Annotated in this window: 12 protein-coding genes and 2 pseudogenes; 6 read left to right on the top strand and 8 right to left on the bottom strand. The window is 56.1% G+C overall.

Annotated features, from left to right (window positions below; translation table 11 throughout):
- Positions 1–5: 5 nt before the first annotated feature.
- Positions 6–1,928 carry a DUF3696 domain-containing protein gene (locus ACSMEV_RS15345; RefSeq protein WP_459208361.1) on the bottom strand — a complete coding sequence of 641 codons (1,923 nt, stop codon included), beginning with the start codon at positions 1,926–1,928 and terminating at the stop codon, positions 6–8.
- 1,136 nt (positions 1,929–3,064) lie between these two features.
- The gene (locus tag ACSMEV_RS15340) at positions 3,065–3,388 is read right to left on the bottom strand and encodes a YceK/YidQ family lipoprotein (RefSeq protein WP_459205914.1); all 324 of its coding nucleotides are present in this window, start codon (positions 3,386–3,388) and stop codon (positions 3,065–3,067) included.
- Positions 3,389–3,765: 377 nt separating this feature from the next.
- Here ACSMEV_RS15340 and ACSMEV_RS15335 point away from each other — a divergent pair, with 377 nt between their 5' ends.
- The 3 genes and pseudogenes from ACSMEV_RS15335 to ACSMEV_RS15325 all read left to right on the top strand — a co-directional run.
- Complete coding sequence (locus tag ACSMEV_RS15335; RefSeq protein ID WP_459205913.1) at positions 3,766–4,035, top strand: hypothetical protein; 270 nt, start codon at positions 3,766–3,768, stop codon at positions 4,033–4,035.
- 328 nt (positions 4,036–4,363) lie between these two features.
- On the top strand, positions 4,364–4,921 hold the full coding sequence (locus ACSMEV_RS15330) for a GNAT family N-acetyltransferase (protein WP_459205912.1): 558 nt from the start codon (positions 4,364–4,366) through the stop codon (positions 4,919–4,921).
- 73 nt (positions 4,922–4,994) lie between these two features.
- Positions 4,995–5,265, top strand: a pseudogene (locus ACSMEV_RS15325) (transposase); the annotation flags it as partial.
- Here the strand turns inward: ACSMEV_RS15325 and ACSMEV_RS15320 are convergent.
- The 3 genes from ACSMEV_RS15320 to ACSMEV_RS15310 form a co-directional block, all read right to left on the bottom strand.
- Positions 5,254–5,631 carry a hypothetical protein gene (locus tag ACSMEV_RS15320; RefSeq protein WP_459205911.1) on the bottom strand — a complete coding sequence of 126 codons (378 nt, stop codon included), beginning with the start codon at positions 5,629–5,631 and terminating at the stop codon, positions 5,254–5,256. The pseudogene ACSMEV_RS15325 and the gene ACSMEV_RS15320 sit on opposite strands and share 12 nt — an antisense overlap.
- A gap of 297 nt (positions 5,632–5,928) precedes the next feature.
- The gene (locus tag ACSMEV_RS15315; protein WP_459205910.1) at positions 5,929–6,891 is read right to left on the bottom strand and encodes an alpha/beta hydrolase; all 963 of its coding nucleotides are present in this window, start codon (positions 6,889–6,891) and stop codon (positions 5,929–5,931) included.
- Between the two features lie 935 nt (positions 6,892–7,826).
- Positions 7,827–8,957 carry a GGDEF domain-containing protein gene (locus ACSMEV_RS15310; RefSeq protein ID WP_459205909.1) on the bottom strand — a complete coding sequence of 377 codons (1,131 nt, stop codon included), beginning with the start codon at positions 8,955–8,957 and terminating at the stop codon, positions 7,827–7,829.
- A 470-nt stretch (positions 8,958–9,427) separates the two neighbouring features.
- Between ACSMEV_RS15310 and ACSMEV_RS15305 the strand changes: the two genes are divergently transcribed.
- Both ACSMEV_RS15305 and ACSMEV_RS15300 read left to right on the top strand, forming a co-directional pair.
- The gene (locus ACSMEV_RS15305; protein ID WP_296268368.1) at positions 9,428–9,856 is read left to right on the top strand and encodes a LexA family protein; all 429 of its coding nucleotides are present in this window, start codon (positions 9,428–9,430) and stop codon (positions 9,854–9,856) included.
- Positions 9,846–11,120 (top strand): Y-family DNA polymerase, encoded by a 1,275-nt coding sequence (locus tag ACSMEV_RS15300; protein WP_459205908.1) that lies wholly within the window; start codon positions 9,846–9,848, stop codon positions 11,118–11,120. The genes ACSMEV_RS15305 and ACSMEV_RS15300 overlap by 11 nt, the downstream gene beginning before the upstream one ends.
- On the opposite strand, the gene ACSMEV_RS15295 is transcribed toward ACSMEV_RS15300, so the two are convergent.
- Complete coding sequence (locus tag ACSMEV_RS15295; protein WP_459208392.1) at positions 11,096–11,452, bottom strand: hypothetical protein; 357 nt, start codon at positions 11,450–11,452, stop codon at positions 11,096–11,098. The genes ACSMEV_RS15300 and ACSMEV_RS15295 overlap by 25 nt on opposite strands.
- Here ACSMEV_RS15295 and alaE point away from each other — a divergent pair.
- Positions 11,336–11,638: an L-alanine exporter AlaE gene (alaE, locus tag ACSMEV_RS15290; protein WP_459208360.1), complete on the top strand. Its 303-nt coding sequence runs from the start codon at positions 11,336–11,338 to the stop codon at positions 11,636–11,638. The two genes, ACSMEV_RS15295 and alaE, sit on opposite strands and share 117 nt — an antisense overlap.
- Here alaE and ACSMEV_RS15285 read toward each other — a convergent pair.
- Positions 11,533–12,501 (bottom strand): annotated as a pseudogene (locus ACSMEV_RS15285) (LacI family DNA-binding transcriptional regulator); the annotation flags it as partial. The gene alaE and the pseudogene ACSMEV_RS15285 sit on opposite strands and share 106 nt — an antisense overlap.
- Entirely contained in the window at positions 12,498–13,676 is a 1,179-nt protein-coding gene (locus ACSMEV_RS15280) for an L-dopachrome tautomerase-related protein (protein WP_459205907.1), read from the bottom strand. The pseudogene ACSMEV_RS15285 and the gene ACSMEV_RS15280, both read right to left, overlap by 4 nt.
- Positions 13,677–13,734 lie beyond the last annotated feature (58 nt).

The raw sequence follows: 13,734 nt of genomic DNA, 5'->3' as shown, positions 1-13,734 counted from the left end.
TTGCATTATTTGGTTTCCCCGTGTCGGGGAGAAGCTGTATTACGCAATAAGTTTTCTCTTTTCTTATTGCTAGCCTCGATCAAAATGCTTTCTACTTCATTGTCAGTTTGATCGAAGAAATCTGCCGGCCAGACTGGTATGGCTCCATAAGGAGTAATGTTAATTGACTGGAAGCTTCCTTGGCCCTTGTTTTTTTCAACAAATAAAATGGAAGATCTCGATCTTATAACATCATCTCTGCTTTGAGCTATTCTAAGTCGCAATCTGTTAATTACGTATTCGCTATGAGTTTCAATAATGCACTGTTTAGTGCCAGATGATATTGCAATAAAAAAATCTGCTAGCCGCGATTGGACTTTAGGGTGTAGGTGCAGCTCGGGCTGCTCAAAGATAAGTATGTCATCGTCTGATGAAAGTAAAGCCATTACTACAATTGGCAATACTTGGCTAACCCCTACTCCTACGTGAGTCAGATCTTGCCACTTATCTTCAGTAGTAGTCCGTACTAAAACTTCGTAGCCTAGCTTGCCGCGGTCTGTCGTACGTACTGAGGTTACAACGCCGAGATACGTTAACCACTCAGTGCATGCTACAGCGAGGGTGTCGTATCTGAAATCAATAGCGATTTTTCCCTCAGGTTGTTCTCTTACTCTCGGATACCTGATTCGAGTGTTACTGTTGATGTGTAACACAGCAGCCGTATATTCGCCTTTGAGCCCGACTCTGGTAGGCTCAGAGAGGTCAAAGGCTTGATACATTGCCTGAGGTTCGTTTCGCAACGGGCCTAAGTATTTGAGGCTTCTCTCAAATACGAAAGATAGATAATGTTCTAGCTCTTGAAATGCTGGCAGACTGAAGTTTGCCTTTTTTCTAATTTTTTTATTATTTGAATACCATACACCCTGTATGGTTTCACGATTTCTTATAAGAAAATCAAAGAACGATTTCTTAACTTTTTCGTCTAGACTTTCGACAATTGCACGCCAAGCAGTTATATCAACGCTAATTCCATTTAATTTAGAGGACTCGGGTAGAATATCGGAAGTAAGGACCATGGCTTGTTGCGCTAGAAGTGATCTGACGCGATGGATGTTAATATGCCTTGAGTTTTCACCTTCCATCATCGTCAAAATTTCATCTGGAATCTCAAAGCTTTTTACTCGGTCCTCGTATTCAGAATCTATAAGTGAACGAAGTTTGTCGAAAAAGGCTCCCGGGATATTTATTTTTCTTAGCTCTTCAGATTCCTCATGGGTCATGCTCTTCAAATATGCTGTCGAGCCAATTAGATATGGCACCAAGGCCATGCTAAGCTTCTTCGTATGATCGTAGTTAACTACAACTACGCTAGGCACAATATCAAGCTTACTGCATCCTTCGATTTTATAGTAAGGATATTCTTTAGATAACACATCTTTGCTTTTTGAGTCTAGTTCTTTGACTGTAAACAAATGCTCGGGGCTACTCTTGGATGAGTCTGGCTCCCCAAAAGAGATAGTCTCAGTTTCGCCCTCGGAATTTTTTACTTTAACTACACCGCGGATGATTTCAGGGTGGAACTCGCTATCGTAATTCTTACCGTTGTCACCTCTGCCACCAAATGTATAGTCAAGACTAACCTCGCGAATACTTGATATCCAAAGTTGTTCTTGGGTAAACTTCATGTTTATCTTGATGGAGATCGATTTTGCTTTTGAGTTATAATCCAGGATGTCCGAAAACGAGCCTAGCCTAACTAAAGGTCCATTCAGTGCTATCGAGCTTTTTAGATACCTTGAAGAGAATGTCTGACTTAACATCAGTAATGCTTGGATTATGGAGCTTTTACCTGAGCTGTTAGATCCACAGATTATCGAGAAGTTTTCAAAATCTAACGGTAGGGAAGTGCTTACTGATTTAAAATTAGAAAGATCTAATGATTTTATCATCCTGAAATCACGCTGCTTGGCAGCGCCTCCTTGGTAAGGAATAGCGATAGTCTGTGTTGGCACAAAGAATTTTGACCACTTAAAATTTAAGCTCCACTGCTGAAATCCGTGGTGATTTGCATGCCCCTTGAAATTTTTAAAATTCCGCTTTTCTGTATAATTCGATAATTACTAAAGCTTTTACCACATGGCGCCGTGCTTGAGGCCTTACCCTGAGCTGCTAACGCGCCAGCAGAAACTGTAACGCATGCCTCACGTCGACTCCGTCCTGCCAAAACGACAGCCGATGGGCCACGCAAATATAGAACGTCTCTAACAGGATGTTAAGCACATTTGTCATGCCGAAACGGCATAAGATCTGAATGGATCTTAGCGGACCATTTCAGGAACCACTCTGTGTGGATAGGAGGGGGGCAGGGTGGGGTACAGGGTAGCAGAATCAACCTCTCTCGACCTGCCACACCTCATGCCATGACGCATGGTGATGTTGGCGGTAGAGATCAAAGGGCTAACCTATCAGTTACTTACAGGGCCGGATCTCAACCTGATACCGATTTGATACCAATTTTGAGTTTTTCCAGCTCGCTCCAATCGGAGCTTGAGTTAAGCCAACGGGCATAGGTCGACAACAGCATTCGAACGCTGTGACCCAGCTGTTGGGCGATAAATGCGGGATTCAGACCAGACATTGAGCGTATTGTCGCATAGGTGTGACGGCAGTTATACGGGGGCGGCGTCGAATCCCCAGCTCACGAGCACCGGTATCCACTGCTTGTGCAGATCGGAGGTCTGCTTCACCTACTCGACGCTCTTGGAAGGCGGGAACACGAACGGCGCCAAGGTCACCGCGCACGTGTGGCTGCAGCGTCGGGTAAGGCGCTGGACTCGTTCGGCGTTACCGTCACCCAGCAAGGCGACGAGTTGGCGGCGGAAAAACAGCGGATAGACGGCTCGTTTACCCCGCTAGGCAACATCAACGCGGCGGTGCAGGCCGAGACGAAGGCCAGGTGTGCGTGTGCCAAGTTCTGAAGGACTACAGCGCCAAGGTATCGATTACTGCAAAGGAGCCAACAGTGGGGAAGACCGGACCCCCGACCGCCTGATCTAGCCTGGCCATCGCGACCCAAGTAGGGGTATCAGTATTCCAGCCTGCGAATTGGCACATTGCCTTGCTTGTACTGCCGATAGCCGGTGTAAGGAAGAACAACGGTGTCTACAACTCCCGACGCTGCCATGTCGAGCAGGATCGGAAATGTAGCCCAATGCGGGCCTGTTCGCGGAGGGGCGTTCAAGTTGCAGAACTGATAAGCAACGCCACTATACGCCCGGGGGATCGTATGACAATTGGTTTGCCATTTCGCCAGATCGTCCACGGCTTTTGACTCGTTGGACACCGTGCGCACGGTCCCGCACCCGCCCAACGCCAAGGCGAACGTCATTCCCATCCATAGTTCTTTCATGAAGTCACTCCCAGTGAGATAACCCGATCATAACGCGTCTTTCGTGTGGCCCGCCTGGCGCGGGCTTTTTCATGCTTGGAGAAAACCCATGCCGTTCTCTACTCGGTGGAAAGACGAAAGTGCTTGTAGGGTAAGCGGACCTTGAGGCCAGCCTGCGCAAGCCGGCCATACGGCGTGCGTGGCGCAGAGCATGCGAATTTCTCTGCTTACCTATCGCGACAGTAAGCGAGAGCAAAATTTGGTAAGCGGAACCGTCAGCTCATCGGCGACCTATTTGTGACCTCTTAGTCATAGTGTGATCTACACTGCTTGACCCGACGTATTTTGTCGCGTGTCCTGTAGGGGTGTCGTACCGGCACAGGCATAGGGAGGTGATTATGCGAGTACGAGGAAATAAGTATTGGAATTGGGCAGATGTCAGGATTCACAGCAGAACGCACGAAGAAATGCTTTCCGATGGGACCAATTTTGACGTCCAAGCCCGATTATCAAGGACTGGAGAAACGCAGATGTTCATTGGCGTGTACGCGCCTTCAGGAAGAACGATCCGCGAAGAGGCGTATAGCAGACGTCCAGGAGAAACCGTCACCAAAGCTTTGGCCTGGGGAGTGGAGCGAGCTCGGACGCTCGCATCCCAGGCCAGATGAACCACCGAAAGTTAACGCTTGCTCTGCATGCGATAGCTGGCGCGGATAACGAATCGGAGTCGCCGCGCCGGCCGCGCAGATCGTGGAAGCATGGCCCGTTTTTACGGCCATATGGCGGCAGTGGAAAGAAGGATAGGGTTGCAGCAGGAACTACAGAGGGAGCCAGAATAGGGACGTGCAGTATAAGCGTCCGCCCAACGTAATCGCCAGGCGCCACGGAAGGTCTAGCTCGAGCCTGCCGGCGCTGAACACCAGCCAGTTTGGGGGATAAGGGGACGCCGCGTCCGTGTTAACTTAGCGACCTTCTTGAGGCAACCGGTCCTACCAAGTGTCCACCGTATTCCCCGAGTTCATCTTAGAAAGAATCACATTGAGAAAGATACTGCCTGTGCATGTGGTCGACGTGTACAAGGCCCTTTCCGACCCTCGCGTGATCGCTCATTACGGCGTGTCCTATTCGAGTCTCACAGAGACCGAAGAACAAATGCGCTGGTTTGAACGAATCATTACCGAGCGGTCTGGTATCTGGTGGGGAATATCTCTCATCAACCAGGAGTCGTTGATAGGGGCATGCGGCCTCAACGACTGGTCCCACACCCATCGAAAAGCCGAGATCGGATATTGGTTGATGCCTGAGTATTGGCGTCAAGGTCTACTTTCCGAAGCGTTGCCGTCAGTGATTGACTACGGGTTCTGCAATCTGGGCTTGCATCGCATTCACGCAGACGTTGAGCCGGAAAATGAGCCCAGTTGCTTACTGCTGAGGAAGTTCGGATTCCAGCGTGAAGGCACACTGCGGGATGTGGAGTTCAAGGAGGGCAGGTTTTTGAGCCTCCACCAGTACGGTCTACTGTCTACAGACCCCAGGATCTGTACGAAACTCTGAGAAATCTAGTCATTGATCCACAGCATTAAGGAGTTTGTAGATTCCTCAGCCATCAACGGAAAGGAATCCTGTGATGGCGAAGCGGTACGAAATTTCGCACGAGACCTGAGATCTGGTCTCTGGCCCTTATTATCGAGACACCTAGGCGTGGTCGACCTCGAATCAGTGACCGTCTCATGCTTGATGGCGTGCTTTGGGTGCTGTGTCCCGGTGCTGCCTGGCGTGACATGCCGGAGCGCTTCGGCCCGTAGTCAACCGTGTACCAACGGTTCCGAGATTGGCGAAACAATGGGGTGGCCGCCCGACTTACGCAAGATGAGCTCGCCGGGCGCTTACGTACCCGCCAAGGGGTAGTGTTCGATACGACACGCATGGGGATGGCCATCGCCTTTGCACGTCCCATCCAGGTATCGATAGTCGATGTGCATCATCTGGCCTTTTTGGGGCCACTGTCTGCGTGGAAGCGTGTTTTGGTAATCAGCAGTTTCCGGTACGAATGTGATGGTCGCCCCCTTTTCCGGGCATTCCGCCGTGGCCGATGCCTGGCTTACCTTCACAACCTGGGCCTGTAGCTTTGGATAGGGAAGCTTCAAGACATCGGTGATATGTAGCTCCATACGGCAAATTTGCCATGCCGATGCTTGTACGGGTTGGCACATTACGAAGAAGGAAAAGGCAAATAGGGCGTGGCGCGTTGCACGGTAGTCCATTGTCGGCTCTGCCTCGAATATTGATATCCGAGGCATTATCAGACGTGGACTCACCGAATCATAGGGCGATCCTGTCTCGCGCGCATTCGGCCAAGTCGATGCGCGCCCAAGCCATGCAAGGTGACTTCAGCGAACGCTACGGACTAAATGCAAGGTGAAGGTCTTCACGCGATGAGCGCCAGAAAGCCTGAATCGGAGCTTGCCGACTCAGAAAGCACTAGAGTCGATGCTCCGGTCGTGGCTATATCGCATTTTCCGATTGTGGTGATCAGGCTGTGGCGGATATTCCCAACCGGGTCAACGGCCGTCTTTCTGCCTGGACAGCACCCACCGCCGCACCCCCTCGATAACCGTCTGACCTACCCCAAAATGCACGAAACCATGCGGCGCTTCTCGCACCACCCATAGGTCGACCGCCGCAGCCTCGCTCCAGCGCGTCGCCATCAGTAGCGTATCGTCCAGTAAAGGGTCGCGTTCCCCTACGACCATCAATGCGGGAGGCAGGCCGTCCAGATCCGCATACAGCGGCGACAGGGGCGGCGTCCGGCGTTGTTCATCGCTCAACCCTGGGGTCAATCGACGCAGCGCATTTACCATCCCTGGCCCGTCCAACACCAAAGTATCGGGACCTGCCGCGTGCACACTTGGGGTGCCCGCAAGGTCGTACACACCGTAGTAGAGCACCGTACCCTGGATACGTCGCAGCAGCTCGGGCCATGCTTTGAGGCCCAGCAAGCAGGCGGCGGCAAGATGCCCCCCGGCTGACTCACCCACCACGATCACCGGCAGCCCCCGAAAGGTGGAGTTGCAAGGGTCGAGCAACCAGCGTGCAGCTATGAGGCAGTCTTGTATCTGCTCTTCGATGGACGCACCTGGCGCAAGGCGGTAGTCGACAGACACCACCGCCGCATCGCAGGCATTGATGAGCCCCAGGTTCAACGCATCGTTCATGCTCGGGTTACCGATCACCCAGCCGCCACCGTGGATGTCGAGCACTACGACCTTGGGCGCACCTTTGGGGTACAGGACGCGTACCCAGGCCATCGCGTCTTCTACGCTGACTGTTTTGCGCTCAGCACGTACCCCATGGCGAACGAGTTTGGTGTTCCGCATTTGGCCTAATTTGAGCAGCCCTTGAATGCTTCGTAGAACAAGCTTGTGCGGGATGCGAAAGCGCGGCAGCCGAGCCAGGACTTTGTTGAGTCGGCGCATGTGCGCGAGCTCCTGGTCTGTGCCACCAACGGTTTGACGGTTCAACATGGCATGGGCTCCAGTAGTGCAGGTGTATACGTTGACCGCTTCGCTGCACTTGCGGTTGCAAGCCAATTCGACTACTGGCGCTGGCGCGGATTGGTCTTTGGCGGCTGGCGGGGCCGGGGTGGGCCACGGTGCCTGGTACTCAGCCATAGCGCCGTCAACAGCCGAATCCTGAGCCAGAGTCAGGGAGTCATGGGTTCACCCAATTGGAGTAGGGCATTGGAACCAGCCCAGCTGTTTCCATAGCAGCCTGTCCAACTTGAAACAGCGCGATGCCCTTGCCTTGGGTTCAGCGCCTCTTACATCCATAACCACCCGTGATTCTTCAATCCAGTAGCCTCGCAACCGCTGGAATCTCGTATTTGGGGTCGAGCCGGTGTAACACTTCAAAACCCCTTGCGGTCAAGATATGGCTCGCGCCGAATTTGTTCTGGCGGTCATGGACCAGGCCTTGCTCCACAAGCCAGGTAAGGACGCCGGCGAGCTCTGTGTCCAACGTATGCCATTCATCGGATGCGGATCGCCCACCGGATGTGTTGAGGGCAGGCGCCTCGTCACTGAGTCCGGCTTCATTGGGTCCTAGGTGACGGGCTGCTGGGAATGCTTCGTGTAGACCCGCCAAAATCCTCTGCGCGAGCTCATCGAACCTTTTTATATTGACTGCCATGTATGACCCTCACATCTTGCGACAGTCGAAATTAGCACAAAGCCGTTCCCGCGTTCGATTGTCGATGCAAGCGTCGAATTTGATCGGGCTGCGCTCCGGTGGTCGTACTGCAAATGGGTATGGTGCCCGCCATGTCATTTCTACGTTGCAATGCTCAAACATCTGCCAGAGCTTTCATGAAGCGATAGATGGCCCAGACCGACGTTGGCCCAGGCACAGGTACCTCCTGAAAAGCGCTCGGCAATGTCACGCGTCGCCCAGGCAACATCATCTAGACACACGATCGATCGGACGACGCATTGGTGTCCCAATCTCCAACGATCACGTCACGTCCGGACCGTTTGGCGCGGTACATCGCGCTGTCGGCTCTTTTGAGCGCTTGCCTGAACGGTTCATCGCTCGCGAACCACGCACACCCGATGCTGACGGTAAAGTCGATCTTGGCGTCTTCGTACGAGAACGACTCGTTGCGAACCGCGGCCCAGATGCGCTCAGCCAACGCTGCGGCTTGCAAGGTATCCGGCGGCTGCGAAATCACTAGAAACTCCTCGCCGCCCAAACGTACGAGGTGGCCGCCAGCAGGCAGAACGCTGGCGATACGGCTCACCAGTGCACGCAACACTTCATCGCCGACCGCATGGCCGAAGCGGTCGTTGATCGTTTTGAAATGGTCCACATCTATCAGAAGCAGAGCGGCATCGGTGTCGATCTTCGACAGCAGATCGTCGAGCCCCGAGCGATTGAGCGCATGGGTGAGCGGGTCTCGACGCGAAGCGTTGACCAGCGACCTGAAGTCGCGCTGACCCACCATCGCAATGACGGCCAGCATGAAGACGATGGTCATTGCGTGGTCGGTCAATATGAACAACGCGACATGGGTGTCGTTCTGGGCTTGGTCGTCCCAGGCGATGCCCGTCAGCACGACGGACAGGAGAATGACGATCACCGCATAGGCAGAGATGGACCGCGGGGAATACAGTGCATCGGACTTTTTGAGTACGTACCCTACTTGGGCCAGCGAAATCGCACAGTAAGCGACGATCGTGGCCTGCTCGGCGAGGATCGATGTATAGGAGGGATAGCCGAACGCGAGCGCGGTCAGCAGAGGGATCGTCGGCAAACCCAGCAGCCAGCCAGGAACGGCAGGCACACCGTCGAACACCCGATATCCTGCCCAGAACATGATGTTGGCGATCTGCAGCGCCGAATAGGTCAGGCCCGTACCGAGGTTGCCGTCCGGGAGGTAGGGCAGCCAGCAGGCGGTAAGGCCATACAACGAGCCGCCGAGGCCCCAATAGGCAAAACATCTATTGCCAGGCCTGCTTGCCCAGATAGCGAAGCACATGAGCCCGCACGTTAGATTCACCAATGCATCGGTGAAATGCAGCGTGGTCAGGTCCATTCGCAACCTTCCCTGTCATGGGTGTCGGTCGTGCGCCGGGTGTGCGAATTCGTATGGCTGCGTAGGGCGGTATCGTCCGCACTCCGTCCTGTCACTGCTGCTTCGGTCATCGGTTACGCCCTAAATGGTGTCATTTTGCCATATCTGCACGATGGACCCTGCAAATATGAAGAACGATCCCCAAACTGCCAGCTGGGCGGCCATTCCTTGTCGTCGATTGAAAATGGCACGGTTTATTCACTCGATGCCGCGTTAAACAAGGCGATGTTCAAGTGCGCCACTTCTCGCTTACTTAGCGGTCCGATGCCAACCAAATAGGCGAAGATGATGTTCTATTGCCGTGTCGGTCGAATGATGTCCAAAGAGGCCATGCCTCACGCCTGTCCGAAAAAACGCTCATCTACGTTGACCAATTACCAATGGCTGGATTAACTGTATATAAATACAGATAACCCTCAGGCCCTCCAACCATGTCAATCACCTACCTGGGTAAGCCAACCGACGGCACCGAACGTCATCCGGTTTATGCCTTCCTCATCCCTGCGGGTTTCCCTTCGCCAGCGGCCGATCACATCGAGCAGCATATCTCGCTGGACGAGTTGTTCGAGCTCCGTGCGCCTCAGGTGTACTTGGCCAAGATCGAAGGTGACAGCATGCAGGGCGCGGGGATTTACTCCGGTGATCTGGTGATCGTCGACCGAGGACGTGAGGCCGAGCATGGCGACATTGTGATCGCGGCCATCAACGGCGAACCTGTATGTAAACGACTTCACCGTCGCAATGGGGTGGTCATACTCAAATCGGAAAACCGTTCTTACCCGCCGCGCTACATCATGGAAGGCGACGAACTGTCCATCTGGGGCGTCGTTCGGTACAGCGTGCGCGACCATGCGCAGTGAGCAGGTATTCGCGCTGATCGATTGCAACTCGTTCTATGCGAGTTGCGAACGCGTGTTCAGACCCGACCTTGCCAAAACACCGATCGTGGTACTTTCGAACAACGACGGTTGTGTCATCGCCCGTTCATATGACGCCAAGCCGTTCGTGAAAATGGGTGACCCTTACTTCAAGGTCAGGGACACATTACGCCAGCACGGCGTCAAGACGTTCAGCAGCAACTACGCGCTGTATGGCGACATGAGCGAGCGCGTCATGAGTCTTATCGAAGGCATGGTGCCGAAGGTCGAGGTCTATAGCATCGATGAGTGCTTTGCGGATCTCACCGGGATCCGCGCCAACCTTAACGACCTGGGTCACGCTATCCGCATACGTATCTCTCAATGCACCGGAATTCCGGTGGGCGTAGGTATCGCGCCCACCAAGACCTTGGCCAAGCTCGCCAATCACACCGCCAAGCGGCTGGCGGCGCATACGGGCGGCGTGGCCGATATCTGCGATCCCTTCAAGCGCGACTGGGTGCTGCGCAATACTCAAGTGAGTGAGGTATGGGGGATCGGCCGGCGCATGACCGGCCATTTGGCGGAGATGGGCATACGAACGGCAATGGACCTGGCCAACGCGGACGCAAGAACGCTGCGCGAGAAGTTCAGCGTCGTGGTGGAGAAGACGGCGCGGGAGCTGAACGGTGTGTCTTGCCTGGCGCTGGACGAGACCGAGCCTGACAAGCAGGAGATCTGCTCGAGCAGAATGTTCGGCATGCGCCTGAGCGAACTGGCGCCCATCGAGCAGGCGGTAGCCACTTACGTCGCCCGAGCAGCCGAAAAGCTGCGGGCGCAAGGGTCGATGTGCAAGCGCATGCGCGTGAGCATCCGCACGGGCATGCACAGCGTAGGTGAGCCACACCATGCCCAGGGCGCGCTGGTCGAATTGCCCTATCCCACCAACGACACGCTGCTGCTGACCCGCCTGGCTACCGAAGCGGTGGGCCTGGTTTTCCGCGAAGGCTATCGCTACAGCAAGGCCGAGGTCTTGCTCATGGACTTGCGCAAGGCAGGCGAGTATTCCGGGGATTTGTTCGCGCCCGCCCAGCCCGTCGAATGCGATCGACTGATGCGGGTGATGGACACGATCAACAGCCGCTGGGGGAGGGGAACGGTGCGGGCGGCCAGCGTGCCGGCATCGCCGGAGTGGGCGATGAGGCGCGACATGATCAGCCAGGCGTACACCACTCGGATGGATCAGCTATGGACGATCCGTGGATGAGCGTTCGAGCGATCTGGCAGGTCGGGGCGCAAGGCCCGAAAGGTGAGCAGCGACTGCACTGCCTGAGTGAGGCCAGAGTTCACGCCAAATCGAATACAGGCGTTGTCGGTCACACGCTCGATGATGCCATCCACGCGCTGGGCGCCAACGCGTGCCTTGCATCGCATAGCCGACCCTTCGTGCCAGGCATCCAACCTCGCCCTCACGGGAACACCATGAACAAACACCTGCCCTTCATTGCCGACACGACGGCGTTGATCGTTTTCTTCACCACCACCGGCGCCTTGAACGAGCGGTTCGTTGCGGGCATGTCCTGGGAGCAAGTGCTGCACGCCCGGCTCAGCAGGCGTTGGTACGTCGCCTATCGGGCGTTCGCGCCGACATGCCCGGCGCTCGTTCAACAACTCGCACGCCGGACCAATCGAGGCTCGATCACGCGTGTGCAGGGCGCACAATCATCGAACCGCAACAGCAACTCGATGGCCGACTGTGCCATCAAGTCAGTGTTCTGGTCGTAACTGGTCAACGCGAAACGCGACCACGCCGCCGAAGGCATGTTGTCGTAGCCGATGATCCGAAAGTCCCGCGGTGCGTAAAGCCCGGCTTCGGCCCAGCGATCGACCAGACCGAACGCGATCAGGTCGTTGCCGCAGAAGATACCGTCGGGGCGCTCCGCCAAGTCGAGCAGTCGCGCGCCTTCCTGTCTGCCCCATTCGTAGTCGTAGCCGCCATGGCTGACCTGCAGGGACGAGTCGCCGAACGGTTGCACAGTGGTGGCAAAGCCGAGCGCGCGGGCACTGTGGCTCAGCGTATCTGCCGGGCCCAGAATGCCTGCGAAATGCCTGCTGCCGGAGTCGTACAGCAACTGCGCAGCCTGCCGACCGGCTTCGGCGTTGTCCGAGTTGACCGCGCAGATCCAGCGGCTTTGCACGGACGAGTTCAGCGTGACGATGGGCAGGCGATAGCGATCGAGTTCCTGGGCCGCCAGGGCCGAGGAGACGGAAAGGGCGCTGAGTACCCCGTCGACCTTCAACGACACCAACTCGCCCAAGGCCTCGTCGAGGTCGCGGTCGTTGTCGACCCTGACCACCAACGTCTGCTTGCCGGCCGCGGCCAGCGCCTGGGTGAAGGACTCCAACGTCATCGTATGGAAAGGGTTGTAGAGGCCGCCGATGACCACGGCGACGATGTCGCTCTTGCCCGAGCGCATGATGGCCGGCAGGCGGCTCGGGCGATAACCCAGGCGCGCGGCGGCTGCCTCGACGCGAGCGCGCATGGCCGGCGACACACTCGCCCCTTCGGCGAACACGCGTGAGACCGCCGACTGGGAAACCCCCGCTTCGCGGGCGACATCGTGCGAGGTGGGCGGGCGTTCACTCATGGTGGGCTGATCGGCACGCGGGCGACAAGGTAGGGCGGTTGGCGGCGGTCGACGCCAGCATGGTACTGCGGCAGGCGTGTCCACTGCCCCAGTACGACATAGACATAGTGTTCATCAGCAAAAATTCCGTCGGGCCATATGAAGCGGGGATCTTGGGCGATGGTTTCAAAGGTGCCATCCAGGTTACGGCGGAAAATGGCGTCGTGATCCGCCGCGGTAGTATACAGGCGCCCCCAGGGGTCGGTCGCCATTCCATCCGCCGCGCCTTTTTCGCCCAGGTCGACTATCGCATCGGCCAACGCGGCGTCGCTCTGGTTGAAATCGGCCAGCAAAGCGGCAGGTAGCGAATAGAGCCTGCGGCTGGACAGCGCCGCGAAATATAACGTGCCGCCGTCGGGCGACAACGCGACGCCGTCCACGCCACCCCCTGGAAAGGCAGGGGGGTTGGCAGACTGCTGCAACACACGGCCTTCCAACACCGTCTGGTAGCCGGGGTCTGCCTTGATCCGCGCATCGTTCGCCAGGACCCGGCGCTGCCTGGCACTGGCGATGTCGACCACGACCAACGCCGGGTGGCCATCGAACGAGCTGTCGGCGATGTAGGCGGTTCCTTGCGCGCCATGGCTCAGGTCAATGCGCAGATCGTTCAGATGGCTGTCCGGCAGCAAAGCCGACTGGATCAGCACCTTGGCCACGACGCGCCCCGTGGCGGGATCGAAGCCCACCAGCTTGGCGCCCCCAGGTGCGATGGCCTGGCCTTTGACCTTGCCGTCGTCGATCACCCACAGCCGGCCCTGCGTATCGGTCGTGATGCCATGCACCGACACCAGCCTCTGCGCGGGATCGCCGGTGGTGCTGCTAGCCATCGCGGCGTCGGGAAACGGCACCAGACGGCCATCTCGCCATTCCCCCAGCACGGGCCCTGCGTGGTCGGCATCGTGCTTCGGAAAGCTCAGGAACAAGCGCTTGCCGATCACCGCCACGCCCGAGGGGTCAAGGTCTGCGAGACGGGCGACGATCTCGACGTTGGCTGAGCGCGGGTGGGCCTGGTTCGCTTCATTGACTTCGAGAAACAAAGGGCTGTTGGCCAGGGTTGCGGTACTGATCAACGACAGGGCGATACAGGCGAATACACGCATGGGAGGGCCGTCCAAAATAAGGTCAGGCCCGATCATAGGCACCGATGGGATCCAGTTTCAAAGGATTTTGCATCGCGATGCAAATTTAATGAAT

The sequence above is a fragment of the Pseudomonas sp. MLB6B genome (assembly GCF_054508135.1).
Note: the sequence above shows the minus strand (reverse complement) of the source record. Positions and strands in the feature narration are given on the sequence as shown.

Bases quoted from the DNA above. Each gene is read 5' to 3' on its own strand.
- ACSMEV_RS15345 (WP_459208361.1), bottom strand. From the start codon at position 1,928: ATGATAAAATCATTAGATCTTTCTAATTTTAAATCAGTAAGCACTTCC.
- ACSMEV_RS15340 (WP_459205914.1), bottom strand. From the start codon at position 3,388: ATGAAAGAACTATGGATGGGAATGACGTTCGCCTTGGCGTTGGGCGGG.
- ACSMEV_RS15335 (WP_459205913.1), top strand. From the start codon at position 3,766: ATGCGAGTACGAGGAAATAAGTATTGGAATTGGGCAGATGTCAGGATT.
- ACSMEV_RS15320 (WP_459205911.1), bottom strand. From the start codon at position 5,631: ATGGACTACCGTGCAACGCGCCACGCCCTATTTGCCTTTTCCTTCTTC.
- ACSMEV_RS15315 (WP_459205910.1), bottom strand. From the start codon at position 6,891: ATGTTGAACCGTCAAACCGTTGGTGGCACAGACCAGGAGCTCGCGCAC.
- ACSMEV_RS15310 (WP_459205909.1), bottom strand. From the start codon at position 8,957: ATGGACCTGACCACGCTGCATTTCACCGATGCATTGGTGAATCTAACG.
- ACSMEV_RS15305 (WP_296268368.1), top strand. From the start codon at position 9,428: ATGTCAATCACCTACCTGGGTAAGCCAACCGACGGCACCGAACGTCAT.
- ACSMEV_RS15300 (WP_459205908.1), top strand. From the start codon at position 9,846: ATGCGCAGTGAGCAGGTATTCGCGCTGATCGATTGCAACTCGTTCTAT.
- alaE (WP_459208360.1), top strand. From the start codon at position 11,336: ATGAACAAACACCTGCCCTTCATTGCCGACACGACGGCGTTGATCGTT.
- ACSMEV_RS15280 (WP_459205907.1), bottom strand. From the start codon at position 13,676: ATGATCGGGCCTGACCTTATTTTGGACGGCCCTCCCATGCGTGTATTC.